The organism is Pseudoduganella rivuli, from assembly GCF_009674485.1.
Lineage (GTDB): Bacteria > Pseudomonadota > Gammaproteobacteria > Burkholderiales > Burkholderiaceae_D > Rugamonas > Rugamonas rivuli_B.
In genome coordinates this window covers 121,203-146,381 of the sequence record NZ_WKJJ01000013.1, presented here as the reverse complement: position 1 = coordinate 146,381, position 25,179 = coordinate 121,203, and the positions used below count along the sequence as shown (strand labels likewise).

Sequence of the window (25,179 nt, the reverse complement as noted above, 5' to 3'; positions counted from 1 at the left end):
AATGTCCCTGGTGAAGTACCTGGTCAGCGCGCACGCAAGAGTTCGCGCGCGATGATCAATTGCTGCACTTCCGTGGCGCCTTCATAAATGCGCAGCGCGCGGATTTCACGATACAAGCGTTCGACCGGCACATCGCTGACCACGCCGAGGCCGCCAAACATTTGCACGGCGGCGTCAATGACTTGCTGCGCCGTTTCCGTGGCCGTCATTTTCGCCATGGCTGCTTCCTTCGTGACGTTCTGCCCCTGGTCGCGCTGCCACGCGGCGCGGTAAGTCAGCAGTGCGCTGCTGTCGATGCCGGTCGCCATCTGTGCCAGTTTGGCCTGCGTCAGCTGGAAGTCCGCCAAGGTCTGGCCAAACATCTTGCGCGTGGTGGCGCGCTCCAGCGCTTCATCCAGCGCGCGGCGGGCAAAGCCCAGCGCCGCGGCGGCCACGGACGTGCGGAACACGTCCAGCGTCGCCATCGCCACCTTGAAACCCTGGCCGCCGTCGCCGATCCGCTGCGATGCGGGAATCCGGCAACCGTTGAAAGCCAGCCGCGCCAGCGGGTGCGGCGCGATCACGTCGATGCGCTCGGCAATCGTGAAGCCCGGCGTGTCCGCATCGACGATGAAGGCGCTGATGCCGCGCGCGCCCGGCTGTTCGCCCGTACGGGCAAACACCACGTAAAAGTCCGCGATGCCGCCGTTCGAGATCCACGTCTTTTCACCGTCCAGCACATAGCTGTCGCCGTCGCGCACGGCGGCGCACGCCATCGCCGCCACGTCGGAGCCGGCTTGCGGTTCCGACAGCGCAAACGCGGCAATCGCTTCGCCCCGCGCGACCTTCGGCAAATACGCCTGCTTTTGCGCGTCCGTGCCAAACAGGCTGATGGCGCCGGACCCCAGTCCCTGCATGGCGAACGCGAAGTCCGCCAACCCTTCGTGGCGCGCCAGGGTTTCACGCAGGAGGCAGATGGCGCGCGTGTCGATGGTGTCGCCGGCGCCGCCATGGGCCGTGCCGCCCACGGCATGGCGCAGCCAGCCGCCATCGCCCAGCAGTTTCACCAGCTTGCGGCAACTGTCGTCCACGTCGGCGCCATGCGCATCCTGCAAGTGCTGCGCCGCCCACGTATCGAGCCGCTGTTCCAATTCCGCGTGGCGCGCATCGAAAAACGGCCAGGCCAGGTAGCTTTTGTCACTCATGTATTTTCCTCAATCGCCTTCGAATTCCGGCTTCTGTTTGGCCACGAAGGCGTGGTAGGCGCGGTGGAAATCGTTGGTGGCCATGCAGATCGCCTGGGCCTGCGCTTCCGCTTCGATGGCTTCGTCGACGCCCATGTTCCATTCCTGCTGCAGCATTTTCTTGGTCATGCCGTGCGCGAACGTGGGGCCATCGGCCAGCCCGCGGGCAAAGGCCTGGGCGGCTGCCAGCAAGTCTTCCGGCGCGTGCAGGCTGTTGAACCAGCCCCACCGCTCGCCTTCGGCGCCACCGAGCGAGCGGCCCGTGTACAGCAATTCCGACGCCCTGCCCTGGCCGATCACGCGCGGCAGCAAGGCGCAGGCGCCCATGTCGCAGCCGGCCAGGCCGACACGGGTGAACAGGAACGCGGTCTTGCTGCGTTCCGTCCCGAGGCGGATGTCCGACGCCAGTGCCATCATGGCGCCCGCACCGGCGCAAATGCCGTCGATGGCGGCAATCACCGGTTGCGGACAGGCGCGCATGGCTTTCACCAGGTCGCCCGTCATGCGGGTAAACGACAGCAGGCCGGGCATATCGAGTTTGGTCAGCGGGCCGATGATGTCGTGCACGTCGCCGCCCGAACAGAAATTGCCCCCTTCGCCCTGTACCACGATGGCGTGGATATCGTCCGCATACGCCAGCGCGCGGAACAGGTCGCGCAATTCCGCATACGATTCAAACGTCAGCGGGTTCTTGCGCTCGGGCCGGTTCAGCGCCACCGTGGCCACGCCGTTGTCGGCCGTGAACAGGAAATGGCGCGCCTGGTAACCGGCCAATTGGCTGCGGTTGCCGGGCAAGTGCTGCGGTTCGCCGGGTAAGTATTTCATTGGTTGAATCCTTCATTCAGGTGCCGCTTCATTTGCGACAGCAATGTGATCAGTTGTGCCTTGTCGTCATGCGCCATCGGCGCCAGCAATTCCGCCACCCACGCTTCGTGGGTTTCCGCCATGACGGCAAAGGCCTTGCGCCCTTCCTGCGTCAGCTTGACGCTGTAGGCGCGGCCATCTTTCGGGTCCGGGACGCGCACCACCAGCCGCTCCTGCTCCAGCTGGTCCGTGATGCCCGTGATATTGCCGCCCGTGACCATCATGCGCTTCGACAGTTCGCCCATGCGCAAGCCGTCCGGATAGCGTTCCAGCTGCGCCATCAAGTCGAAGCGGGGCAGCGTGATGCCGAACGTGGCGCGCAGCCGCGAGCGGATTTCATTTTCAATCTTCACCGTGCACGACAGCATGCGCAGCCACAGTTTCAGCGACTGGTGGTGGTCTTGCGTCAGGCGGCTGGCCAGGTCCAGCGCCTGGCCTTGGTCGGGTTCGTGATCCAATGCCATGGGTTCACCTACATGACTTCGCCGCCGGCGACCGCGATCGCCTGGCCGTTCATCGCGGCCGAATCGGGCTGGCACAGCCACGCCACGGCATTGGCGACTTCCTCGGCCTGCACCAGCCGCTTTTGCGGATTGCCGGCCGCCAGTTCGGCGCGGGCTTCCTCTTCCGTGCGGCCCGTCTTGCTGACGATGTTGGCAATCGCATCCTTGACGATATCGGTCTCCGTGTAGCCGGGACAGACGGCATTGACGGTGATGCCCTTGGCCGCCACTTCCAGCGCCAGCGCGCGCGTCAGGCCCACCACGCCATGCTTGGCCGCCACGTAGCCGGCCACGTAACGGTAGCCCGTCAGGCCCGCCGTGGATGCGACATTGACGATGCGTCCCCAGCCCGCGTCCAGCATGGCGGGCAGCGCCGCCTGGCAGCAGTGGAACACGCCGGACAGATTCACGGCCAGCATTTGCTGCCAGTGCGCCGTGTCGGTTTTCAGGAACGGCGCGGGCCGGGCCTGGCCCGCATTGTTGACGAGGATATCGATGCGGCCGAAGCGCTGCGCAGCCGCCGCAAAGCCTTCATTGACGGACGTTTCATCGGCCACGTCGACGGTCTGGATCGCCACCTCGCCGAGCGCGCGCAACTCTTGCTGCGCCTGCACCAGCGTCGCGAAATCACGTCCCGCCAAGGTCACCTTGGCGCCCCGCAGCAGCAATGCGCGGGCACAGGCCAGTCCGATGCCACGCCCGCCGCCCGTCACCAGCGCATGCTTGCCTTGTAATGTACCGAGTGCATTGACCATTTCAACCCTCCAGCAGTTTCGCGGCGACTTCCTGCGGGCTCAGGCCCATTGACGCGGCCGCCAGTTGCCGCTCCCGTTCCAGGTTGCGTTCCAGCTGCTGCTTGCCCGCCATGTATTGCTTCGGCCACGTGACCGCCTGGTAGCCCAGCTTCGCCGCTTCGTGCAAGGTCCACGCGGGATCGGCCAGGTGCGGACGGCCCACGGCGCACAGGTCGGCGCGGCCGGCGGCAATGATGCCGTTCGCATGGTCCGCTTCAAAGATCGAGCCCACCGCCATGGCGGCGATGCCCGCCTCGTTGCGCACGCGGTCCGCAAACGGCGCCTGGAACATGCGGCCATAGACCGGTTTTTCCAGCTTGCTGACCTGGCCCGACGAACAATCGATGACGTCGGCGCCCGCTTGCCGGAACAGGCGCGCGATGGCCACCGCGTCGTCCGGCGTGATGCCCCCTTCCACCCAGTCGTGCGCGGAGATGCGCACGCTCATGGGTTTGTGCGCGGGCCACGCGGCGCGCATGGCGGCAAACACGCGCAGCGGGAAGCGGCAGCGGTTTTCCAGGCTGCCGCCATATTCATCGCCCCGCTGGTTGGTTAATGGCGAAATGAACGACGACAGCAGGTAGCCGTGCGCGCAGTGCAATTCCAGCCAGTCGAAACCCGCCTGTTCGGCCGCCAGCGTGGCGCGCACGAAGTCCGCTTCGATGCGGCGCATGTCGTCCACCGTGGCCGTGCGCGCCGTCTGCGACACGCCCGGCAGATACTGCTGGCTGGACGCCGACACCAGCGGCCAGTTGTCGCCCGCTTTCGGCAGCGGCAAATCGATACCGTCCCACATGGCACGGGTGGAGCCCTTGGCGCCAGCGTGGCCCAGCTGCAAGGCAATCTTCGCATCGCTGTGCGCATGCACGTAATCGACGATGCGTTTCCACGCCGCCGTGTGCTCCGGCGCATACATGCCGGGGCACCAGGGCGTGATGCGCGCATCGGCGGACACACACGTCATTTCCGCCATCACCATCGCGGCGCCGCCCATGGCGCGCGCGCCCAGGTGCACCAGGTGGTAATCGCCCACCGTGCCATCGGTGGCGCTGTATTGCGCCATCGGCGAGACGACGATGCGGTTTTTCAGCACCAGGTCGCGCACCTTATAAGGCGTGAACATGGGCGGCACCGGTTTGACGGTGTCCGCCGGCGCAGGCAGGCCACACTGCCTGAAGGCCTCGCCGGCAAGCCACTGTTCATAACCGGCCACGTAGTCCGGATCGCGCAGCCGCAGGTTTTCATGCGACAGCCGCTGGCTGCGCGTCAGCATCGAATAGGCGAATTGCGGGGCTTCCAGCGCCGTGTAGCGCTTGACGTTTTCAAACCATTCCATGGAATTGCGCGCCGCGCTCTGAATCTTCAGCACTTCGATGGCGCGCACCGCTTCATATTGCTCCAGCGTGCCCTCGATATCGCCGCCCTTGCCGAAGCACGACGCCAGTTCGATCGCATCTTCCAGCGCCAGCTTGGTGCCGGAACCGATCGAGTAATGGGCCGAATGCGCCGCGTCGCCCATCAGCACCACCGGCACCCGCTTGCCGCCCGCCTCGTTCCAGTGCACCCAGCGTTCGCAAACCACGCGGGGGAATTTGATCCACACGTTCGAGCCCCGCAAATGCGCGGCATTCGACATCAGCGCGTGGCCATCGAGCTGCTCGGCAAACAGGTTTTCGCAAAACGCCATCGCCTGTTCCTGCGTCATCTCTTCCAGCCCGGCGGCGCGCCACACGGATTCCGGCGTTTCCACGATAAACGTCGACGTCTCGCCGTCGTACTGGTAAATGTGGGCCTGGAACCAGCCATGCCTGGTTTCCTTGAACGCGAACGTGAAGGCGTCGAATTTCTTTTTCGTGCCCAGCCACACGAAGCGGCATTGCCGCGTTTCGATTTGCGGCTGGTACGTGGCGGCGTAACGCGCGCGGATACGGCTGTTCAAGCCGTCCGATGCGATCACGAGGTCCGCGTTGTATTGCGCGGCAAGCTCCTGGTCGTCCGCCACGTCCGTTTCAAACACCAGTTGCACGCCCAGCTGTTCGCAGCGCTGCTGCAAGATATTGAGCAGGCGCTTGCGGCCGATGCCGCAAAAGCCATGGCCGCCGGACGTGACTTTCTGCTCCTTGAAGAAGATGTCGATATCGTCCCAGTGGTTGAATGCCTGCAGGATGGCTTTTGCCGTCGGCTCATCGGCCTGCGCCAGGTTGCCCAGCGTCTGGTCGGAAAACACCACGCCCCAGCCGAACGTGTCATACGGGCGGTTACGCTCGATCACGGTGATGTTGTGCGATGGGTCCTGCTTCTTCATCAGCAGCGCGAAATACAGGCCGGCCGGGCCGCCGCCTATGCATACGATATTCATCCCTGTTCCCTCAGTTTGAAGCGCTGTAATTTGCCCGTTTCCGTGCGCGGCAGCGCCGGCATGAAGCGGATCGCGCGCGGGTATTTGTATGGCGCGATCTGGCCCTTGACGAATTCCTGCAATTCCGCGACCAGCGCATCGCTGCCTTCCACGCCCGCCTTCAGCACCACGTAGGCTTCGACGATCTGGCCCCGCTCGTCGTCCGGTTTGCCCACCACACCGCATTCCGCCACGGCAGGGTGGCGCAGCAGCGCATCTTCCACTTCCGGTCCCGCGATGTTGTAGCCGGCGGAAATGATCATGTCATCGGTGCGGGAGCGGTAAAAGAAATAACCGTCCGCATCCATTTCGTACGCGTCGCCCGTCAGGTTCCAGCCGTTGACGACGTAATCGCGCTGGCGTTCGTCCGCCAGGTAGCGGCAGCCGGTCGGGCCCTTGACGGCCAGGCGGCCGATCACACCAGGGCCCACCGGATTGCCATCGAGGTCCAGCAGGCACGCCTGGTAGCCGGGGATGGGTTTACCCGTGGCGCCGGGGCGGATATCGTCGCCGGCGGCGGAGATGAAGATGTGCAGCATTTCGGTCGCGCCGATGCCGTCGATCATGCGCAAGCCTGTCGCCTGCTGCCACGCTTCGCGCGTGGCCAGCGGCAGCGCTTCACCGGCCGAGACGGATTTGCGCAACGTCGACAGGTCGTATTTCGGCACCAGCGGCGTCATCTGCCGGTAAAACGTGGGGGCGGTAAAGCAGATCGTGGCGCGGTATTGGGCGATCGCCTGCAGCAGCGTTTCCGGCGTCAGCTTTTCCAGCAGCACGGTGGAGGCGCCCACGCGCAGCGGGAACAGCAACAAGCCGCCCAGGCCGAACGTGAAGGCCAGTGGCGGCGTGCCGATAAAGATATCGTCGTGCTGCGACTTCAGCGTGGAACGGGGGAAGCAATCGCAAATGGCCAGCACATCGCGGTGGAAGTGCATGGTCCCTTTCGGCACGCCGGTGGTGCCGGACGTGAAGCTGATCAGGCAGACGTCTTCCGCGCTGGTGTCACAGGCCGCAAAGGCCGTGGCCGGGACATCGCGCATCAGCATTTCCAGCGAACCGGGCCCGCCGTCGCCGTTGAAGTACGCCACCGTGGCCGGCACGTGGTCCGCCGCCTCCAGTTCCGCGCGCAGCGCATCGGCGCACAGCACCGCGTTGACTTCCGCCTTGCCGAGAATGGCGCCCAGTTCGCGGGCCCGCAGCAGCGGCATGGTCGGCACGCCCACCAGTCCCGCTTTCAGCACGGCCAGCACGCAGGCCGCCATCATCGGATGGTTCGCGCCCCGCAGCAGCACGCGGTTGCCGGTTTTCAGTCCCAGCGGCCCGCGCAGCACCTGCGCGATGCGGTCCACTTGCTGCTGCAATTGCGCATAGGTCCAGTCGCCGCCGGCGGAACGGATGGCAATCCGTCCGCCCCAGCCCCGCGCGACCGCGCGGTCGAGCAGTTCGGCCGCGCAATTGAGGCGGTCCGGATAGTGCAGTTCAGGCAGGTCGAAACGCAGTTCAGGCCACAGGCCGCGCGGCGGCAAATGGGTCACGGTGAACGGGTCTTCGTACCCGGATAGGGGTGCGGCAATTGCTGTCATCTTGTTCGCCCTTGGATGTTTGGTCGGTAAAAGTCAGCCTGCAGACTTTTACTTTAAACCTAAAGTATTTTCAAGGCAAGCGGCGGTGCGCATTGCACCGTGCTGCGCGCGGTCAGTTACCGCCGATGGATTTGCGCACCAGTGCGGACTGGTGGATGACCGCGCGGATCACGTCGGCCAGCACGGCCTGCACCGCATCGCTGGACAAAAAGCCCGGTGCGAAGCTTTTCAGCGCGCTGGCGGCGCCCGTCAGGCCAAGCGTCACGCAGCCGGCATGCAGCCGGTCGATGCGGGTTTGCGCTTCCTGCTGTTCGCCGCGGGCAAACAGCGCATCGAGTTCGCCGCTGGCGGCCGTCAACTGATTCTGGAAGCCGGTCAGGTAAACCAGCAGGCGGTCGGCATTGATGCCCAGGCGCAGTTGCGTGGCCGATGGCGTTTCAGCCAGGTGTTCATAGCCGCTGGCCGCCTGGTCGAGGAAAGCAGTCAGGTGCACGCGCACCTGGTCGGCCTGGAAGGGTTTGACGATGTAGCCGGCGGCGCCGGCCTTGGTGGCTTGCTGGACGGTTTCCTTGTCGGTGGCGGACGACACCAGCACGAACGGCAAGGCATTGAGGCTGGCATCGCCTTTGATACGCTGCAGCAGTTCCATGCCGGACAGGCGCGGCATGCGCAAGTCGCAAAAGACGATGGCGGGCCGCAAACCATGTTCCAGTTGCTGCCACGCGTCAGCGCCATCTTCCGCCTCCACGATGTCGAATTTGCCGCAACTGTCGATCAGGTGCATCAGCACCATGCGCGACACCACGTCGTCGTCTACCACCAATACTTTCATTTGTTACTCTCCACGCCGTCCGCATGGCGCCGTGCCGGCGCCACGATCAGTTTAACCGATAACGGATTCATGCGCTTTCAGGATTTCCTGATTACATTCCGCACTGACTGAAACCATCCTTTATTCCGGCTGCACCGTCTGCGCCACATTGGCCAGCAGGATGCGCAGCCCCGGCAACCCCGCCGCGATGGCGGTCCAGTCCGCGCAATCGGCGGATTTTTCCAGTTCGCCGCACAAGGCGCGCAGTTCCGGTTCTTCCAGGTAGGCGGCGCTGCCCTTCATGCCATGGAACAGGCGTCCCGCCGCATCGCTGTCGGCAGCGGCAATGGCTTCATCGAGTTCCGCCAGGCGCGCAGGCAAATCCGCCAGGAAGGCTGCACGCAGGCGGGCTTTCAGCGGATCGTCATACTGGCCCGGCTGCGGCCGGGGCGCCAGCGACGGCGGCGGCACGGTCACCGGCGCCACGCCGAACATGCTGTCCAGTTCTTCCATCGTGGGCCGCGGTTGCTCCCGCGGCGGCATCGGCGGCAGCGCAATGCCCCGTTGCAGCTGGCGCTCGATGGCGCGGCTCAACTGGTAATGCAGCGCCGCCTCGTCGATCGGCTTGGTGAGGAAATCGTCCATGCCCGACGCCAGGTAGCGGCTGCGGTCTTCTTCGCTGGCATTGGCCGTCAGCGCAATGATCATCAATTCCTGGTCGCGCACCGGCGCATCGTCCGGACCGCCGGCGCGGATCAGCTGCGTGGCGCTGGGGCCATCCATTTCCGGCATGCGGCCATCCATCAGGATCAGGTCATAACGGGTGCGCGCGCAAGCCGCCACCGCCAGCAAACCGTTGGCCGCGATGTCGGCCTTGTGCCCCAGGTCTTCCAGCATCATGCGGATGATGATCTGGTTGGTGGGGAAGTCCTCCGCGCACAGCACGCGCAACTGGTGGCTGTGCGGCTCGCGCGGCACGTGCGGCACCACCGGCGGCGCCACGCCTTCCTGCAGCGGGATTTCAAACGTGAACACGCTGCCGATGCCCGGCGTGCTGGCCACGGAAATTTCGCCGCCCATCAATTCCACCAGCTGGCGGCAAATCGCCAGGCCCAGCCCCGTGCCGCCATAGCGGCGCGTGGTGGTGCTGTCGGCCTGTTCGAACTTCTGGAACAGGCGCGGCATGGCTTCCGGCGCGATGCCGATGCCGGTATCCTGCACCGTGAAGCGGATCAAATGGCAATCGGGATCCATGTTGGCGTCGCGCGGCATTTTTTCCACCTTCAGACGCACTTCGCCCCGCTGCGTGAACTTGAAGGCATTGCCCACCAGGTTGACCAGCACCTGGCGCAGACGCGTCGGGTCGCCCACCACGTACGTCGGCAAGCCATCGGAGAAGTCCACCGAGAAGCCGACCGAATAGGCGGCGGCCTGCTCTTCGAACAGGCTGGCCACGTTTTCCACCATGCCGGCCAGCGCGAAGTCGATGTTTTCGATCGTCAGCTTGCCCGCTTCGATCTTGGAAAAGTCCAGCAAGTCGTTGATGATGGCCAGCAGCGCCTGCGCATTGGCCTGGGCCCGCTCGATCTGTTCGCGCGTGACGTCGTGCAGCTTCTGGTCGCGCAGCGCGAATCCCTGCATGCCGATCACGCCGGCCAGCGGCGTGCGCATTTCATGGCTCATGTTGGCCAGGAATTCCGACTTTTGCCGCGTCGCGTCTTCGGCCTTTTGCTTGGCGTAGCGCAGCCGCTCTTCATTGTCCTGCAAGGCGCGGTTCGCCTGCGCCAGTTCGTCCGTGTGCAGGCGCACCTGCGCCTGCTGCTGCATCAGCTGTTCCTGCGTATCGCGCAACTCGCGCAGGGTTTCTTCCAGCCGCTGGTAAGCCATCGCATTGTCCAGCGACACGGCCGCATACGCCGCCAGCGTTTGCAGCATGTCCAGGTGCACCTGGCGGTACGCGTGCTTGTTGCGGCTCTGCACCGACAGCACGCCCACCACGCGGTCATTGACCACCAGCGGCGTGTACAGCATCGATTGCGCATATTCCGGCTCGGAGCCGTCGGCCAGCAGCGCGGGCTTCAGCTTGTCCAGGCCGGCCGGCCCCATGTAGCGGCTGTACTCCACGTAAAAATCGTTGATGAAGATATCGTGGCGGTGGAACAAACACCAGACGGCCAGCTGGTCCGGGTCATCCACGCGGCGGCTGTACGGCAGGCTGCGCACGCCACGCTCCATGGAAAACGGGAAATCGATGGTGCCCGTCTCTTCGCGGTAAAAGCCGACGCCGAACATGTCGGTATCCATCAGGTGGCGCACGTGGCGGTACAGCGTGCGCATGGCCTTTTCGATGTCCAGCGTGGAAGCCATTTCGCGGCCGATCTCCGACAGCACGGAAATGTTGCGGTGCGCCTGCTCCACCGCTTCCTTCTGCGATTCCACTTCCTGCTTCTGGCGCTCCGCGTCCAGGCGGCGCTCTTCCGCTTCCGCGCGCTGCCCTTCCGCTTCCACGCGGCGCCGTTCCAGCTCCGTCTTTTGCTGTTGCAGCAGCGAGTTTTTCAACTCCACTTCGGCCGTGCGGAAATTCACTTCGCGCTCGAGGTTTTCCTTTTGCCACTGCAGCTGCCGCATGCGCACGCGATAGATCATGTAAGCGCTGCCCAGCAGCAGCGCGGCAAAGCCGGCGCGGAACCACCAGGTTTTCCATACCGGCGGCAGGATCGTGATGGCCAGCGTGGCGGCATTGTCGTTCCACACGCCATCCTTGTTGGCAGCCTTTACGCGGAACACGTAATGGCCCGGATCGAGGTTGGTATACGTGGCGAAGCGTTTGCCCGCATCGGTCACCACCCAGTCCTTGTCGAAGCCCTGCAACTGGTAGGCGTAGCGGTTGCGCTGCGGACCGGCAAAATGCAGCGCGGCGAATTCAAGCGAAAACACGGAATCCTGCTCGCGCAGCGTGATGGCTTGCGTATGCTCGATCGCATGCTTGAGGATATTGCCGCCATCCTGCCCGGCGCGGATCGAGCGGTTGAAAATCTGGAAGTCCGTGATCACCACCGCGGGCGCCGCGCTGTTTTCGCGGATGTCGTCCGGCGCAAACGCCGTCACGCCATTGAAACCGCCGAAATACATGGTGCCATCCGCCGTGCGCAGCGCGGAATTGTCGAAATATGCCCCTTCGATGGTGCCGTCCGCGCCGCCGTAATTGCGCAAATGGCCGGAATGCACTTTCAGCCGCGTGATGCCGGCATTGGTACTGATCCACAAGCGGCTGGCGTCGTCCTCGAGGATGGCGGCCACCGCATCGTCGGCCATGCCGTCGCGGCGCAGGTAGCGCTTGAAGCGCGCCGTGCCGTCCGGCAGCCACTCCATGCGGTTCAGGCCCGCCGCCGTGCCGACCCACAGGATGCCGGTCTTGTCTTCGTACAGGTAGTGCACTTCATCGTGCGACAGGCTGTTCGGGTCGCGCGGGTCATGACGGAAGTGTCGGAATTTTCCGGTATCGCGGTCCAGCAATCCCAGGCCGTTGAAGGTGCCGACCCACAAGCGCCCCTTGCTGTCTTCCAGCACGGGACGCACGACATTGTCGGCCAGGCTGGAGGGGTCAAGCGGATCGTGGCGGAACGTGCGGGACGCCCCCGTTCTCGGATCATAGCGGTGCAGGCCGCCGCGCGACGCCACCCACAGCACGCCCTTGCTGTCGCCATAAATGCCGCGCAGGCTGTTGCTGTCGGGGTCGCCCTGCCAGGGCTGGACACGGGTGAATTTTTTCGTGACGGGATCGAAGCGGCGCAAGCCGTTGCGCCCGCCCACCCACAGCGTGTTGGACTTGTCGCGCCACAGCGCCATCACTTGCGGATCGCGCACGTCGAGCGATGCGCCGGTGTCGCGGAACATGGTGCCTTCGCCCGTCTGCGGATCGTACAGGGTGAGGCCATCGTTATTGCCCAGCCACAGCTTGCCGTTGCCCGCGTCGACAATCGCGCGCACCTTGTTGTCGGACAGCGAGTGGCCCCGCTCGGGATCGTGCACCAGCCGCGCAAAGCCGCCGCTGCCCAGGTCCACCCGCGACACGCCGTTATACCAGGTGCCGACCCACAGCGTACCGAAACGGTCGCGGTACAACGACGACACGTAATTGTCGGCCAGGCTATGCGGGTCCGACAACTGGTGGCGGTACTGGACGAAGCGGCGCAGGTCGGGACGCCAGCGGAACAAGCCTTCGGTCTGGCTGCCGGCCCACAAGGTGCCTTCCACGTCCTGGTAAATCACCGTGATGACGCCCGGCTTCAACCCATCGGCCTCGCCCAGGCGGGTGCGCTGCGGGTGGTCGTCGCCCGGCGCCAGCCTCCACTGTTCGATGCCGCCCATGGTGCCGACCCACAGTGTGCGCTGCGGGTCCACGTGCAGCGAGAGCACGGCTTCAAAGCGGGTGTCGGGCGCCGCTTCGACGCGGAAATGGCGGAAGCTTTGCGCGCCCGGTTCCAGCACATCGAGGCCGCTGGCGGTGCCGATCCACAGGCGGCCGTCGGCGTCGCGCGCCAGCGCATTGATCTGGTCATTCCCCAGGCTGCCCGGCAAGCCGCCGTCGTGGTGCCAGAACTGATAGCGCCCCGTCAGCGGATCGAGGTGCTGCAAGCCATCCGACGTGCCGATCCACAGGCCGCCCGCGCCATCGTCGACCACGGCGCGCACGTGGCGGTTGCCGTTGCCGCGCTTGGCCGGCTCCGTGGGCGGATAGTGGATGAAGGTTTGCGACAGCGGATCATAGCGGTCCAGGCCTCCATCGGTGCCGATCCACATGCGTCCTTCGCGGTCAACGTGCAGGATGCGCACCCAGTTGTCGGCCAGGCTGCGCGGGTCGGAAACGATGTTGCGGAACGTGATGATGCGCGAACCGTCATAGCGCGACAGGCCGGCCTGGCTGCCGAACCACATGAAACCCTGGCGGTCCTGCACCACGGCCAGGACGGATTCCTGCGCCAGCCCGTCGTCCACCGCCAGCTGCTCGAAGCGCAAGGTGCGGGGTGGCGGCGCCGCGTACGATGGCGCCGGGAATGCGCTTGCCACCGCCAGCGCAAGCGCGGCGGGCATCAGCAATCGGCGGCAAAGGCGGCGGACAGGAGTCATGAGTTAAAAAAAGCCAGCACGTCTTCCTTGCGCGCGTGGGTGTCGCGCTGGCCGAGCTGGATTAACTCGCAAGTATACGTCGATTCGAACAACAGGTACGACGCCAGCGCCGAGCCGCGGGTTTCCGTCGCACCGATCCCGGACAGCATGGTGCGGATCGGCGCCGGCAGGCTGCCAATATGGCGCGTGGCGATATCGTCGAGACGCTCGGACGGTGCGATCACCAGCAATTCCACGGGACGCAGCGGCGTTTGCGACAAATATTCCGGCGGCAGCAGCGACAGGGTCTTGTTGACGCGCGTGAGGCGCTCGATGTCGACCGCCAGGCTGTCGAGGAAGATCGACGACAGCGCATGGCCCGCGATCTGCGCCAGGCTGGGGTAGCGCGGCGCTTCCGTGCGCTGCATGGCGGGTTCGGTCAGGCGGCCCGCCCCCACCACCAGCACCTTGTCCGCCCCCAGGTGGATCGCGGGCGAAATCGGCGCCAGCTGGCGCATCGATCCATCGCCGCAATATTCGCGCTGGCCGCCCAGGAACAGGGGAATCGACGGAAAGATGAACGGGATGGCGGACGACGCCAGCAAATGTTCGACGCCGATCTGGTCTTGCAGCGCGATGCGCTGCATGCGTATCCACGGCGCGATTTCCGCCGTGGTCTGGTAAAACGTGATGTGCTGGCCCGAGGTGTATGACGACGCCGTGACGGCCAGCGCGTGCAGCAAGCCTTCCTGCATCACGGTGTCCAGCCGGGGCAAATCCAGCATGCGGTGCAGCAGACCGACCAGCGGCGTGTTGTCGAGCAGCGATTGCGGCGGCGCCGCGCGCCATTTGCGCAGCAGCCAGCCAAACGACAGCAGCGACAGCCAACGCGCGCCGGACCGGATCACGCCCAGCGAGTCGGCGCGGTACACTTGCGCCACTTCCATCTCGGTCCACACGTCGAGCAGCTTTTGCACGCCTTCGCCGAAATTGTCGGCGCGGCAGGCCAGGGCCGTGCCGTTGATGGCGCCAGCCGACGTGCCGCAGATGATGCTGAACGGGCAGCGCGACGGCGGCCAACCCTCTTCCCACAGGATTTCCGAAATCGCTTGCAGAACGCCGACCTGATATGCGGCGCGTGCGCCGCCGCCGGTGAGGATCAGGCCAGTTTTCTTTTTCATTCCCATACGGACAGAGTATCAGGGTCGACTTTGTTTGGGCAATGGCGGCGTGGCCACACAGACAACTTTTGTTACCGCCAGTCTCTCTCAAGCCCTCGTCAATCGCCCTTGACGGCGCCCTCGCGGCGGGGATCGGCGCCGCCGAACCACATGTCCTTGCCGTTTTTCCGGATGCGCATGATGCCCTGCAAGCCGGACGTCTGGTCGAACTGGCGCACGTCGTGCCCTTTGGCCTTCAATTCGTCGACCACGGCCGGCGCGAAGCGGCCCGCTTCCAGTTCCGTCGGGCCGTTGCGGCTGCCGAAGTTCGGCAGGCTGATGGCTTGCTGCACGTCGAGCTTCCAGTCCAGCGTACCGACCAGCACCTTGGCCACGTAATTGATGATGGCCGGGCCGCCGGGCGAACCGGTCGACAGCAGCATCCGGCGCGTGCCCTTGTCCAGCACCAAGGTCGGCGACATCGCGCTGCGCGGGCGTTTGCCCGGCTGCACGCGGTTGGCGATGGGGCCGTTTTCATCCTGGGAATCAAACGAGAAATCCGTCAGCTGGTTGTTCAATATGAAGCCGTCGACCATCTGGCGCGAGCCAAAGGCGTCTTCCACGGAGGTGGTCATCGACAGCACGGCGCCGCCGGCGTCGGCCACCGACAAGTGCGACGTGGACGGACGTTCCGGCGCGGTATCCGCGCCCCACGCCACGGCCATGCCCTCCGGCACGCCATATTTCGCGCGGCCCATCGAGCGGCCGGAAATCAGGGTGGCGCGCTGCGCCAGGTAGCGCTTGTCGATCAGCGCCGCCACGCCGTTGCCGGGCAGCGGCACGAAATCCGTGTCGCCCACGTAGCGGTTGCGGTCCGCATAAGCCAGGCGCCCCGCTTCCGTGAACAGGTGCACGGCGTCGGCGCCGACCTTGCCGTCGACCGGCGCATATTTTTCCATGCCCTTGTGCTCCAGCACGCCCAGCATTTGCGCAATGGCGATGCCGCCCGACGACGGCGGCGGCATGCCGCACACCGTGTACACCTTGTAATCGCTGCAAACGGGATCGCGCTCCTTCGGCTGGTACGACGCGATATCCTGCGCCGTCAGCAAGCCGGGGTTGGTGGGATGCGATTGCACCTTGGCCGCGATATCGCGCGCGATGCGGCCGGTATAAAACGCGTCGGCGCCCCCTTCCGCGATCTCTTTCAGCGTGCGGGCCAGTTCCGGGTTTTTCAGCACGTGGCCGACGGGCCACGGTTTTTTATTGCTATCGTAGAAATACGCGGCGGCGACGGGATCCCGCGCCAGATATTTGTCGTATGACAGCAGCGCATGCAGGCGGGGACTGACGGCAAAGCCGCCGGACGCCAGCCGGATCGCCGGTTCGAACAGCTTGGCCCAGGGCAGCTTGCCATGTTCCTTATGCGCCATTTCCAGCATGCGCAGCACGCCGGGCGCGCCCGTGGAACGGCCGCCGACAATGCCGGCTTCACGCGAGACGGCCTTGCCGTCCGCACCCTGGAACAGTTTTTCCGTCGCGGCCATCGGCGCGGTTTCGCGGCCATCGTACGCCCGCACCTTCTTGCCGTCGAAGTACATGAGGAACGCGCCGCCACCGATACCGGACGATTGCGGTTCCACCAGCGTCAACACCAGTTGCGTGGCGATCGCGGCATCGATGGCCGAGCCGCCCGCTTTCAGCATCTGGTACCCAGCATCCGTCGCATGGGGATTGGCGGCGGCCACCATGTATTTTTCAGCGGTAAAACCTTGCTTGTCCGCGTAGCCGGTGGCGATTTCCGGCGCCCGCTCCAGGCCACGGGCGGCATCCTGTGCATACGCAACGGAGAACGGGGTGAAGAGTGCGGCGGCGAATACGGCGGACTGCGCCAGCGGATGCAACTTGAACATGCGGGCTCCAAAATAAAACAGGCGCGCGGCCAGGACCGCGCGCCCGAGAACTCAGGCATCCTACCCCAATTTACTTGGGTTGCATACGGATCGCACCGTCCAGGCGGATGGTTTCGCCGTTCATCATGACGTTTTCAATGATGGACTTGGCCAGCATCGCGTATTCGACCGGCTTGCCCAGGCGTGGCGGGAACGGCACCATCTTGCCCAGCGCATCCTGCACTTCGGCAGGCATGCCCAGCAGCATCGGGGTTTCGAAAATACCCGGGGCGATCGTCATCACGCGGATGCCGTTGCGCGACAGGTCGCGCGCCATCGGCAAGGTCATGCCCGCCACGGCGGCTTTCGACGCGCCGTAAGCTGCCTGGCCGATCTGGCCGTCAAAGGCCGCGACCGATGCGGTATTGATCATGATGCCGCGCTCGCCGTGCTCGGCGCCTTCGGTCTTGCTCATGGCATCGGCGGCCAGGCGGCACATATTGAACGTGCCCACCAGGTTGATGTTGACGGTGCGCTGGAACACATCCAGCGGATGCGGACCATCCTTGCCCACGGTTTTCACGGCCGGCGCCACGCCGGCGCAGTTGACCAGGCCGCGCAACGTGCCCATGGCTGTCGCGGCTTCCACCACGGCTTTGCCATCCGCTTCCGACGTCACGTCGCATTTGACGAACACGCCCCCCAATTCAGCGGCCAGCGCCTGGCCGGCTTCCACCTGCACGTCGGCCAGCACCACTTTGCCGCCCGCTTCCACGATCATGCGCGCCGTCGCGGCGCCCAGGCCCGATGCGCCGCCCGTGACGATAAATACATTGTCCTTGATTTGCATGCGAACTCTCCTCCATTAAAAATTCGGCCAGCCTATTTAACGCAATTAACGTTTACGTAAACGTAATCGCCAATTGTAGCGAACTTCTTGCGATGAATGCAAAAATAAGAACAACCGTTCGCAAAACTCGTGGATGAAATGCCACTGCACTACTGGCAATGAACCCACTGGCCTTGCCGCGTACACATGCGGCCGGACGGGTCCAGCACGATATTGCCGGCGCCCTGCTGGTACAACGTGCCGTTGGCGCCACGACAACCGGCGAGGTCGCATTGGTTCAACGGTTGCACGGCCGGTGGCGGGACGGGCGGCATGACGGCGGCTGGCGGCGTCACGCGGGCAATGGACGGAGGAACGGCAGGAACGGGACGCACCATGTCATCAGGAAGCTGGGGCGCGACGACAGGATCATGGGTTTCCGGCAGGCGCCGTGACGACGCGGCCGCCGGTGCTGGCACGGTCCGCCGCGCCGCAAACCCGCGCGTCGGCGGCCGCCGGCACGGTTCCTCGGCCAGGTGCTTGCCGTCCGGCGCGAGGCGGCAATACGGCAGGCGCCGGTACGCTTCGATGGCGGCGGGGTCGGATGGCGGGACGGGCGCTGCGGCGGCAACGTTGGCAACGGCCACTGCCAGCAGCCATCCGGAAAACAGGCGTTTCAACATGGCAGGCTCCTGCCCGCCATCATACGCCCCGTCCGCCACGCCATGGCGCGCGGACGGGTTCCTCCCCAGCTTACTTGGCCGGCGCCGGCACCGACGCGGACGCCACGGCGGACGGCAGCGCCGGCGCGGATTGCACGGGTTCGGCCGGCGCCAATTGCGCCGGCATTTGCGGCGGCATCGGCACAGGCGCGGGCACATGCGTGCGCACGGCAACCTGCGGCGGCATGGTGACGGACAGCCATCCCACGGCCGGCAACAGTGGCACCAGCAACAGCGCCACGATATTGATGATCTTAATCAGCGGATTGACGGCCGGACCAGCCGTGTCCTTGTACGGGTCGCCCACCGTGTCGCCCGTCACAGCCGCCTTGTGCGCATCGGAACCTTTGCCGCCAAAGTTGCCGTCCTCGATGTATTTTTTCGCGTTATCCCATGCGCCGCCGCCCGTCGTCATGGAAATCGCCACGAACAAGCCCGTGATGATGGTGCCCATCAGCAGACCGCCCAGCGCGGCCGAACCCAGCAGCATGCCCACGAGGATCGGCACCAGCACCGGCAGCAGCGACGGCACGATCATTTCGCGGATGGCCGACGCCGTCAGCATGTCGACCGCCTTGTCATACTGCGGCTTGCCGGTGCCATCCATGATGCCCTTGATGTCGCGGAACTGGCGGCGCACCTCGACCACGACGGCGCCCGCCGCGCGGCCCACCGCTTCCATCGCCATCGCGCCGAACAGGTAGGGAATCAGGCCGCCGATGACGAGGCCGACAATCACCATCGGGTTCGACAAATCAAACGTCACGCTCTTGCCCACCGATTCCAGCGCGTGCGTGTAATCGGCAAACAGCACCAGCGCCGCCAGGCCGGCCGAGCCGATCGCATAACCCTTGGTCACGGCCTTGGTGGTGTTGCCCACCGCATCGAGCGGATCGGTGATGGCGCGCACGGATTCCGGCATGCCGGCCATTTCCGCAATGCCGCCCGCGTTATCGGTGATCGGGCCATAGGCGTCCAGCGCCACCACGATGCCGGCCATCGACAGCATGGCCGTGGCGGCGATCGCGATGCCATACAGCTGGCCCAGCTGGTACGACACGAGGATGGCGGCGCACACCGCCACCACCGGCCACGCGGTGGATTTCATCGACACGCCCAGGCCCGCGATGATGTTGGTGCCATGGCCGGTGGTGGACGCTTCCGCGATGTGGCGCACCGGGTGGAAATCCGTGCCGGTGTAGTACTCGGTGATGTAGACCATCAGGCCCGTCAGCACGATGCCGACCAGCGCGCAGCCCATCATTTTCATGCGCATGGCGTCGTCCGGCCACACTTGCCACGTCACCACGGCAAAGCCGATCAGCGACAGCCCCGCCGCCCACCACAGGCCCGTGTACAGCGCGGACATGATTTTCTTGCCCGGCTTGGCCTTGACCATGCTGCAGCCGACGATGGAAGCCAGGATCGATACGGCGCCCAGCAGCAGCGGATACACCATTGCCTGCACCGGCGCATCGGCAATCATCAGCGCCCCCAGCAGCATGGTGGCGATCAAGGTGACGACATAGGTTTCAAACAGGTCGGCCGCCATGCCGGCGCAATCGCCCACGTTGTCCCCCACGTTATCGGCAATCACGGCGGGATTGCGGGGATCGTCTTCGGGAATGCCGGCTTCGACCTTGCCCACCAGGTCGGCGCCCACGTCCGCGCCCTTGGTGAAAATGCCGCCGCCCAGGCGGGCAAAGATGGAAATCAGCGAGGCGCCGAAGGCCAGGCCGATCAGCGGCTTGATGATGTCATGCGGTGTTTTGGCCGGGTTCACGCCGCCGCTGGCGGACAGCCCCATCAACGCCATGTAGAACAGTACGACGCCCAGCAAGCCCAGCCCCACCACCAGCAAGCCGGTGATGGCGCCGCCCCGGAAGGCCACGTCGAGCGCTTCATTCATGCCTTTGGTTGCGGCTTGCGCGGTGCGCACATTGGCGCGCACCGACACGTTCATGCCGATGAAGCCGCACGCGCCGGACAGCACGGCGCCGATTAGGAAACCCAGCGCGGTCTGCATGTCGAGCAGCACGGCAATGGCGATCAGCAGCACGATGCCGACGATGCCGATGGTTTTGTATTGTCTGGCCAAGTAGGCGGCCGCCCCTTGTTGGATCGCTGCCGCGATTTCCTGCATGCGCGCATTTCCGGCATCCTGGCGCAAAATCCAACTGCGCGCCCATAACCCATACACCACGGCGATCACGCCGCACGCCACTGCGAACCAAAGGCTTGCCGTCATATAGTCCCCTTCGTTTTGTAATCAAGCTCGACCACTACGTCACACGTACGGGCCAGTGCCGACAGCTGCACAGGCCCACCAGGCTGCGTACTGCACATGCTGAAAACCGAAGTTGGATATGAGTCTAACGCAAAGGTGGAAAAATAAGCAATTTGCGTTGCGATTCATTCAAATTGAGACAGTCCCTGCGGTACATCAAAAAAAAAACGGCGCACACAGTGCGCCGTTTTCTGGGAGAGGTCAGCGATCAGCTGGCCAGCGCGGCAAACGCGCGGTCGCGGATTTCTTCGACAGGGCCCAGGCCTTCGATCTTGCGGTACTTCGGAGCGCCCGGCTGGCCGGATTCGGCCCACTTGTTGTAGTAGCCCAGCAGCACTTCGGTCTGGTTGTGGTACACGTCCAGGCGCTTCTTGACGGTTTCTTCCTTGTCGTCGTCGCGCTGCACCAGGTCTTCACCCGTCACGTCATCCTTGCCTTCGACTTTCGGCGGATTGAATTTCACGTGGTACACGCGGCCCGAGGCCGGGTGCGAACGGCGGCCGCTCATGCGCTCGACGATGGCTTCGTCCGGCACGGCGATTTCCAGCACGTAGTCCACTTGTACGCCGGCATCCTTCATGGCGTCCGCTTGCGCGATGGTACGCGGGAAGCCGTCGAACAGGTAACCGTTGGCGCAATCCGCTTCCTTCAGGCGATCCTTGACCAGGCCGATGATGATGTCATCCGACACCAACTGGCCCGCATCCATGACTTTCTTCGCCGCCAGACCCATTTCCGTGCCGGCCTTGATGGCGGCACGCAGCATGTCGCCGGTGGAAATCTGAGGAATGTTGTATTTTTCCTTGATGTAATTAGCTTGGGTGCCCTTGCCGGCGCCGGGTGCTCCTAACAGAATGAGACGCATGAAAAGTCCTGGATTTGTAATGAGAATTCGGGTGGTAAGTGTGCAAATGCTGCAAATGCTGCCGGTCTGTCTACCTTCGTCACGAAACTTACCACAAAAAGCAGCTTCTACGCCAGTTCATGGCCAAATTTGCATGAAGAATGACCAATTGGTGCGACGCGGGATCAGCGGTCCATTCCAAAGATGGGAAAAAGGTGGGCGAAGATGCGTCGTGCACGCATCTTCGTCAAACGGCATCGATCACGCTACGATCAGCGCGCGAAGTGGCGTCGCACGCGCTCCAGGTCTTCCGGCGTATCGACCCCGGCGGCGGGTGCGTCGGCCGTCACGTGGACGGCGATCGGGTAGCCGTGCCACAGCACGCGCAGTTGCTCCAGCGCTTCAATGGTTTCCAGCGGCGACACGTCCAGCTTGGGATACGCCTGGAGGAAGTCGTTGCGGTACGCATACAAGCCAATATGGCGCAACGGCACATAACCGGCCGGCAACGACGATTTATCCACAGCGAATGCATCGCGCGCCCATGGAATCGTGGCGCGCGAGAAGTACAGTGCACGGCCATGTTTGTCCAGCACGACTTTCACCACATTCGGGTTGAAGACGTCGGCCACGTCGTGCAGCGGGTGGGCGCAGGTCGACATCGGCACGTCGGCATTGATGCGGGCGGCCGCGGCGGCCAGCAAGGCCGGTTCGATCAGCGGTTCATCGCCCTGCAGGTTGACCACCACTTCGTCCGGCGCCAGGTCCAGCGCGCGCGCCACTTCGGCAATGCGGTCGGTACCGGACGGATGGTCGCTGCGCGTTATGCACGCCTGCACGCCATGGGCTGCGCAAGCGGTGCGGATATCGTCATGGTCGGTGGCGACGATGATGCGGCTGGCGCCCGACAGCGCGGCGCGCTCGGCCACGCGCACCACCATCGGCTTGCCGCCAAGGTCGGCCAGCGGCTTGTTGGGCAGGCGGGTGGAAGCCAGGCGGGCAGGAATAATGACAGTAAATGCCATTTATTCCGCCGTATCCTGCAAGGTACGGGCTTCATCGGCCCACATGATGGGAATCCCGTCACGGATCGGATAAGCCAGGCGGTCGCCGCGGCAGATCAGTTCCTGGGCTTTTTTATCGTATTCCAAAGGGCCCTTGCAGACAGGGCAGACCAGGATATCAAGCAGTCGAGCATCCACGACATTTCTCCACTAATTGTTTAGCCAGCGCCGCATCGATGCGCGCCGACACGGGCACGACCCACAAACGCGGATCGTCCCTGAATTCTTCGAGTTGGCGACATTTTACTGCATCCTTCTCGGTCATCAAGATGACGTCCGCCGTCACGCCGTCGAACGGACGGTCCAGGAAATCGTGGTGATCGGGCAGCGGAATTTCCACCGGATCGAAGCCAACACCCTTCAACATCGTGAAAAACCGCGCCGGGTTACCGATACCGGCCGCCGCCGCAACAGTCCAGCCGTTGCGCCTGGCCAGCGCCGCCAGTTCCGCCAGCGGCATGGTTTGCGTACCCGCCAAACGCTGGGCGTCATCGGCCAGCAACGTCATCTGCACCGGGACCGTGGCGGCATTGCCATGGCGCCCCCGTCCCCGCACACGGGCGGCCAGTTCCGTTCCCAACTGCGGCGTATTGACCACGGTGACATCGCGCCGGCGCGACGGCTTTTCGCGCAAGGGACCTGCCGGCAGCAGCCAGCCATTGCCCACGCCCCGGCCATCGAACAGGATGATTTCCACATCGCGCTGCATGGCGTAATGCTGCAAGCCGTCATCCGCCACCAGGATATCGACGTCCGGGTGCGCCGCCAGCAGCGCCCTGCCCGCTTCGACTCGCTGCCGGCCCACCATGACGGGACAACCCGCGCGGGCCGCGATCAGCACCGGCTCGTCGCCCACGTCGCGCGGCGCCGACATGGCGGTCACGGGACGGGGACCGGATTCCTTGCTGCCGAATCCCCGCGAAATCACGCCCGGCGTAAATCCCGCGTCGCGCAGCGCCTGCACCAGCCAGATCGTCAGCGGCGTCTTGCCGGTGCCGCCTATATAGATGTTGCCCACCACCACCACGGGTACCGGCAAGCGTTCGGATTTCAGCACGCCGGCGCGGAACAATTGCGCACGCAAGCCGGCAATGCCGCCAAACAGCACGGACACGGGCCACAGCGCACAGGCCAGGGGGCCGCGGCGCAGCCAGTTACGGGTCAGGACGGTTTCCAGTTTCGATGGTTGGGACATAGTGAGGACAGGAGCGCGCCGCCCTGCCCGTTGACAAGGCAGGTACGGCAAGGATCCCGGCTTGCACCGGGATGGCGCGTGGTTATTTCAACGTTGTTATTTCGCCGTACCGGTCTGCGCGGCAAACGTCAGCTTGTCGAAGCCCGCCAGGCGGGCCGCTTCCATGACATTGACCACCATCTGGTGCATGGCGAACTGGTCGGCATTGATGATGACGACCGGCGGTTTGGCGGGATCGTGCGCGGCAGCCTTCAGCGATGCCGCCAGGCCCGCCACGTTCTGGAACGACACGGGAACGTTATTGACCGTGTAATTGCCCTTGGCATCGATGGTGACATTGATTTCATTGGGCCGCTCCGCTGCTTTTTCCGCATCGGCGGTGGGCAGCGTAATGTTCAGTTCCGTGAATTTGCTGTACGTGGTGGTCACCATCAGGAAGATCAGGATCACCAGCAACACGTCGATGAACGGGATCAGGTTGATCTCCGGGTCTTCGCGCAGACGCCCACGGCGGAAGTTCATGGCCATAGGTCAGTTCTTGCGCGAAAAGTGGACCACGTCGACGAATTTCACGGCTTGCTGTTCCATCTCGATGATGAAACTATCGACCAGCGCGCGGAAGTGGCGGTAAAACACCAGGGTCGGCATGGCGATCGCCAGGCCGAAGCCGGTGTTGTACAGCGCCACGGAAATACCGTGCGCCAGTTGCGCGGGATTGGTGCCGGTGGCGTTTTGCGCGCCGAAGATTTCAATCATGCCGACCACGGTGCCGAACAGGCCCATCAGCGGCGCCAGCGAGGCGATCGTGCCCAGCGTGGTCAGGAAACGTTCCAGCGTGTGGGCCACGCCGCTGCCGGATTCCTCGATGGCTTCCTTCATCACGTCGCGCGGCGCATCGACATTGCGCAGCGCGGCCGACAGCACCACGCCCAGTGGCGAACTCTGTTCCAGCTTCTGGATCACATCCGGCGTGATATTGCCGCTGCGGTACACGCCCACCACTTCATCGAACAATTGGCGCGGCAGGATGCGGGCACGGCGCAAATACATGATGCGTTCGATGATCAGGGCGGTGGCGACAATGGAAGCGATCAGCAGCGGCCAGATGGGCCAGCCTGCGGCTTGGATGATGGCGAGCAAATGAAACTCCTGGGTAAGTTGCGGCGGATGGCTGCGGCAGGCGGTTGCCTAAACGCGCAATGTAGCGTGTTGCCGCCCAGTCGGCAAGTGATGCGGGATACTGTCATTCATGCAAGCTGTGCATTCTGCACATTTTCTGTGGACAAAATTGTTGGCAAGCCCCCTATTCATTACCCAAGCCATTGATTACAAACAATTTATTTTCAAAGCACAACTTTTAAGCAGCGTCTTGCAGTGTGGTTCTGCACATCTTCTGTGGAAAAAAATGTGAGCAAGCGCCGGGATTACCGAATAACCCATTGATTTCAAACAGTTTAATTCCAATGCTTAAAAACAAGGCAGAGGCCAACATCGGCCGGCTGTGCAGTTCTCCCCACATTCTGTTGATAAGATTGTGAGCAATAGCCTTGTTGCACAGTAAACCCATTGATTCATAAGCATTTTCTATCCACGCACAAAAATTTTGCACAGGCATGTTTTCCCCACTGATATGCCGGTTATCGGCTGTTTTTGCCATGCGAGCCGTGCCGATCCGGGATAACTGCCGCATTCTTCACAAAAACTGTGGACAATATTGTGAGCAAGGCCACGATTAGTTCTTAACACCATGATTTATAACAAAATTTCCTCAATGCATAAAAAATGTGCAACAAGAAATCATGCCGACTTCCAGTCACCCTTGGGGACTTCTGCACACATTGTGTGGATAAAATTGTTAGCAATGCCCCGGACACTACCCTATGTCATTGATTTGTAATATT

Annotated in this window: 20 protein-coding genes; all 20 read right to left on the bottom strand. The window is 63.8% G+C overall.

Annotated features, from left to right (window positions below; translation table 11 throughout):
* Positions 1-23 precede the first annotated feature (23 nt).
* The 20 genes from GJ700_RS20850 to GJ700_RS20755 all read right to left on the bottom strand — a co-directional run bounded on the left by GJ700_RS20850 (position 24) and on the right by GJ700_RS20755 (position 24,935).
* A complete protein-coding gene (locus GJ700_RS20850) occupies positions 24-1,184 on the bottom strand; it encodes an acyl-CoA dehydrogenase family protein (RefSeq protein ID WP_154377471.1) in 1,161 nt (386 codons plus the stop codon).
* A gap of 9 nt (positions 1,185-1,193) precedes the next feature.
* Positions 1,194-2,048: an enoyl-CoA hydratase family protein gene (locus tag GJ700_RS20845; RefSeq protein WP_154377469.1), complete on the bottom strand. Its 855-nt coding sequence runs from the start codon at positions 2,046-2,048 to the stop codon at positions 1,194-1,196.
* Positions 2,045-2,551: a MarR family winged helix-turn-helix transcriptional regulator gene (locus tag GJ700_RS20840; protein WP_154377467.1), complete on the bottom strand. Its 507-nt coding sequence runs from the start codon at positions 2,549-2,551 to the stop codon at positions 2,045-2,047. Before GJ700_RS20840 ends, GJ700_RS20845 begins: the two co-directional genes overlap by 4 nt.
* 8 nt (positions 2,552-2,559) lie before the next feature.
* Positions 2,560-3,345, bottom strand: coding sequence for an SDR family NAD(P)-dependent oxidoreductase (locus GJ700_RS20835; protein WP_154377465.1), 786 nt, complete (start codon positions 3,343-3,345; stop codon positions 2,560-2,562).
* Between the two features lies 1 nt (position 3,346).
* Positions 3,347-5,743 carry a bifunctional salicylyl-CoA 5-hydroxylase/oxidoreductase gene (locus GJ700_RS20830; RefSeq protein WP_154377463.1) on the bottom strand — a complete coding sequence of 799 codons (2,397 nt, stop codon included), beginning with the start codon at positions 5,741-5,743 and terminating at the stop codon, positions 3,347-3,349.
* Positions 5,740-7,365, bottom strand: coding sequence for an AMP-binding protein (locus GJ700_RS20825; RefSeq protein ID WP_154377461.1), 1,626 nt, complete (start codon positions 7,363-7,365; stop codon positions 5,740-5,742). Before GJ700_RS20825 ends, GJ700_RS20830 begins: the two co-directional genes overlap by 4 nt.
* Positions 7,366-7,477: 112 nt before the next feature.
* Complete coding sequence (locus GJ700_RS20820) at positions 7,478-8,197, bottom strand: response regulator (RefSeq protein WP_154377459.1); 720 nt, start codon at positions 8,195-8,197, stop codon at positions 7,478-7,480.
* Positions 8,198-8,317: 120 nt separating this feature from the next.
* Positions 8,318-13,270, bottom strand: a complete 4,953-nt coding sequence (locus GJ700_RS20815; protein WP_154377457.1) for a two-component regulator propeller domain-containing protein — start codon at positions 13,268-13,270, stop codon at positions 8,318-8,320.
* Positions 13,271-13,302: 32 nt separating this feature from the next.
* On the bottom strand, positions 13,303-14,472 hold the full coding sequence (locus GJ700_RS20810; RefSeq protein ID WP_154377455.1) for a patatin-like phospholipase family protein: 1,170 nt from the start codon (positions 14,470-14,472) through the stop codon (positions 13,303-13,305).
* Between the two features lie 92 nt (positions 14,473-14,564).
* A complete protein-coding gene (ggt, locus tag GJ700_RS20805; RefSeq protein WP_154377453.1) occupies positions 14,565-16,358 on the bottom strand; it encodes a gamma-glutamyltransferase in 1,794 nt (597 codons plus the stop codon).
* 70 nt (positions 16,359-16,428) lie between these two features.
* Entirely contained in the window at positions 16,429-17,187 is a 759-nt protein-coding gene (locus GJ700_RS20800) for a 3-hydroxyacyl-CoA dehydrogenase (protein WP_154377451.1), read from the bottom strand.
* Between the two features lie 149 nt (positions 17,188-17,336).
* Positions 17,337-17,849 carry a hypothetical protein gene (locus GJ700_RS20795; protein ID WP_154377449.1) on the bottom strand — a complete coding sequence of 171 codons (513 nt, stop codon included), beginning with the start codon at positions 17,847-17,849 and terminating at the stop codon, positions 17,337-17,339.
* 70 nt (positions 17,850-17,919) lie between these two features.
* The gene (locus GJ700_RS20790) at positions 17,920-20,136 is read right to left on the bottom strand and encodes a sodium-translocating pyrophosphatase (protein ID WP_154377447.1); all 2,217 of its coding nucleotides are present in this window, start codon (positions 20,134-20,136) and stop codon (positions 17,920-17,922) included.
* Between the two features lie 247 nt (positions 20,137-20,383).
* Positions 20,384-21,040, bottom strand: a complete 657-nt coding sequence (gene adk, locus GJ700_RS20785) for an adenylate kinase (protein ID WP_154377445.1) — start codon at positions 21,038-21,040, stop codon at positions 20,384-20,386.
* 251 nt (positions 21,041-21,291) lie between these two features.
* Positions 21,292-22,044 carry a 3-deoxy-manno-octulosonate cytidylyltransferase gene (kdsB, locus tag GJ700_RS20780; RefSeq protein ID WP_154377443.1) on the bottom strand — a complete coding sequence of 251 codons (753 nt, stop codon included), beginning with the start codon at positions 22,042-22,044 and terminating at the stop codon, positions 21,292-21,294.
* Positions 22,045-22,221, bottom strand: coding sequence for a Trm112 family protein (locus GJ700_RS20775; protein ID WP_371868055.1), 177 nt, complete (start codon positions 22,219-22,221; stop codon positions 22,045-22,047). It abuts the gene before it with no gap.
* Complete coding sequence (gene lpxK, locus GJ700_RS20770; protein ID WP_154377441.1) at positions 22,202-23,278, bottom strand: tetraacyldisaccharide 4'-kinase; 1,077 nt, start codon at positions 23,276-23,278, stop codon at positions 22,202-22,204. The genes GJ700_RS20775 and lpxK overlap by 20 nt, the downstream gene beginning before the upstream one ends.
* Before the next feature lie 96 nt (positions 23,279-23,374).
* Positions 23,375-23,800 (bottom strand): ExbD/TolR family protein, encoded by a 426-nt coding sequence (locus GJ700_RS20765; RefSeq protein WP_154377439.1) that lies wholly within the window; start codon positions 23,798-23,800, stop codon positions 23,375-23,377.
* A gap of 9 nt (positions 23,801-23,809) precedes the next feature.
* Complete coding sequence (locus GJ700_RS20760) at positions 23,810-24,418, bottom strand: MotA/TolQ/ExbB proton channel family protein (protein WP_154377437.1); 609 nt, start codon at positions 24,416-24,418, stop codon at positions 23,810-23,812.
* 217 nt (positions 24,419-24,635) lie between these two features.
* Positions 24,636-24,935, bottom strand: a complete 300-nt coding sequence (locus tag GJ700_RS20755) for a hypothetical protein (protein ID WP_154377435.1) — start codon at positions 24,933-24,935, stop codon at positions 24,636-24,638.
* Between the last annotated feature and the right edge of the window lie 244 nt (positions 24,936-25,179).

Coding starts and splice junctions, on each gene's coding strand:
- GJ700_RS20850 (WP_154377471.1), bottom strand. CDS start 1,184: ATGAGTGACAAAAGCTACCTGGCCTGGCCGTTTTTCGATGCGCGCCAC.
- GJ700_RS20845 (WP_154377469.1), bottom strand. CDS start 2,048: ATGAAATACTTACCCGGCGAACCGCAGCACTTGCCCGGCAACCGCAGC.
- GJ700_RS20840 (WP_154377467.1), bottom strand. CDS start 2,551: ATGGCATTGGATCACGAACCCGACCAAGGCCAGGCGCTGGACCTGGCC.
- GJ700_RS20835 (WP_154377465.1), bottom strand. CDS start 3,345: ATGGTCAATGCACTCGGTACATTACAAGGCAAGCATGCGCTGGTGACG.
- GJ700_RS20830 (WP_154377463.1), bottom strand. CDS start 5,743: ATGAATATCGTATGCATAGGCGGCGGCCCGGCCGGCCTGTATTTCGCG.
- GJ700_RS20825 (WP_154377461.1), bottom strand. CDS start 7,365: ATGACAGCAATTGCCGCACCCCTATCCGGGTACGAAGACCCGTTCACC.
- GJ700_RS20820 (WP_154377459.1), bottom strand. CDS start 8,197: ATGAAAGTATTGGTGGTAGACGACGACGTGGTGTCGCGCATGGTGCTG.
- GJ700_RS20815 (WP_154377457.1), bottom strand. CDS start 13,270: ATGCCCGCCGCGCTTGCGCTGGCGGTGGCAAGCGCATTCCCGGCGCCA.
- GJ700_RS20810 (WP_154377455.1), bottom strand. CDS start 14,472: ATGGGAATGAAAAAGAAAACTGGCCTGATCCTCACCGGCGGCGGCGCA.
- ggt (WP_154377453.1), bottom strand. CDS start 16,358: ATGTTCAAGTTGCATCCGCTGGCGCAGTCCGCCGTATTCGCCGCCGCA.
- GJ700_RS20800 (WP_154377451.1), bottom strand. CDS start 17,187: ATGCAAATCAAGGACAATGTATTTATCGTCACGGGCGGCGCATCGGGC.
- GJ700_RS20795 (WP_154377449.1), bottom strand. CDS start 17,849: ATGTTGAAACGCCTGTTTTCCGGATGGCTGCTGGCAGTGGCCGTTGCC.
- GJ700_RS20790 (WP_154377447.1), bottom strand. CDS start 20,136: ATGACGGCAAGCCTTTGGTTCGCAGTGGCGTGCGGCGTGATCGCCGTG.
- adk (WP_154377445.1), bottom strand. CDS start 21,040: ATGCGTCTCATTCTGTTAGGAGCACCCGGCGCCGGCAAGGGCACCCAA.
- kdsB (WP_154377443.1), bottom strand. CDS start 22,044: ATGGCATTTACTGTCATTATTCCTGCCCGCCTGGCTTCCACCCGCCTG.
- lpxK (WP_154377441.1), bottom strand. CDS start 23,278: ATGTCCCAACCATCGAAACTGGAAACCGTCCTGACCCGTAACTGGCTG.
- GJ700_RS20765 (WP_154377439.1), bottom strand. CDS start 23,800: ATGAACTTCCGCCGTGGGCGTCTGCGCGAAGACCCGGAGATCAACCTG.
- GJ700_RS20755 (WP_154377435.1), bottom strand. CDS start 24,935: ATGGCAAAAACAGCCGATAACCGGCATATCAGTGGGGAAAACATGCCT.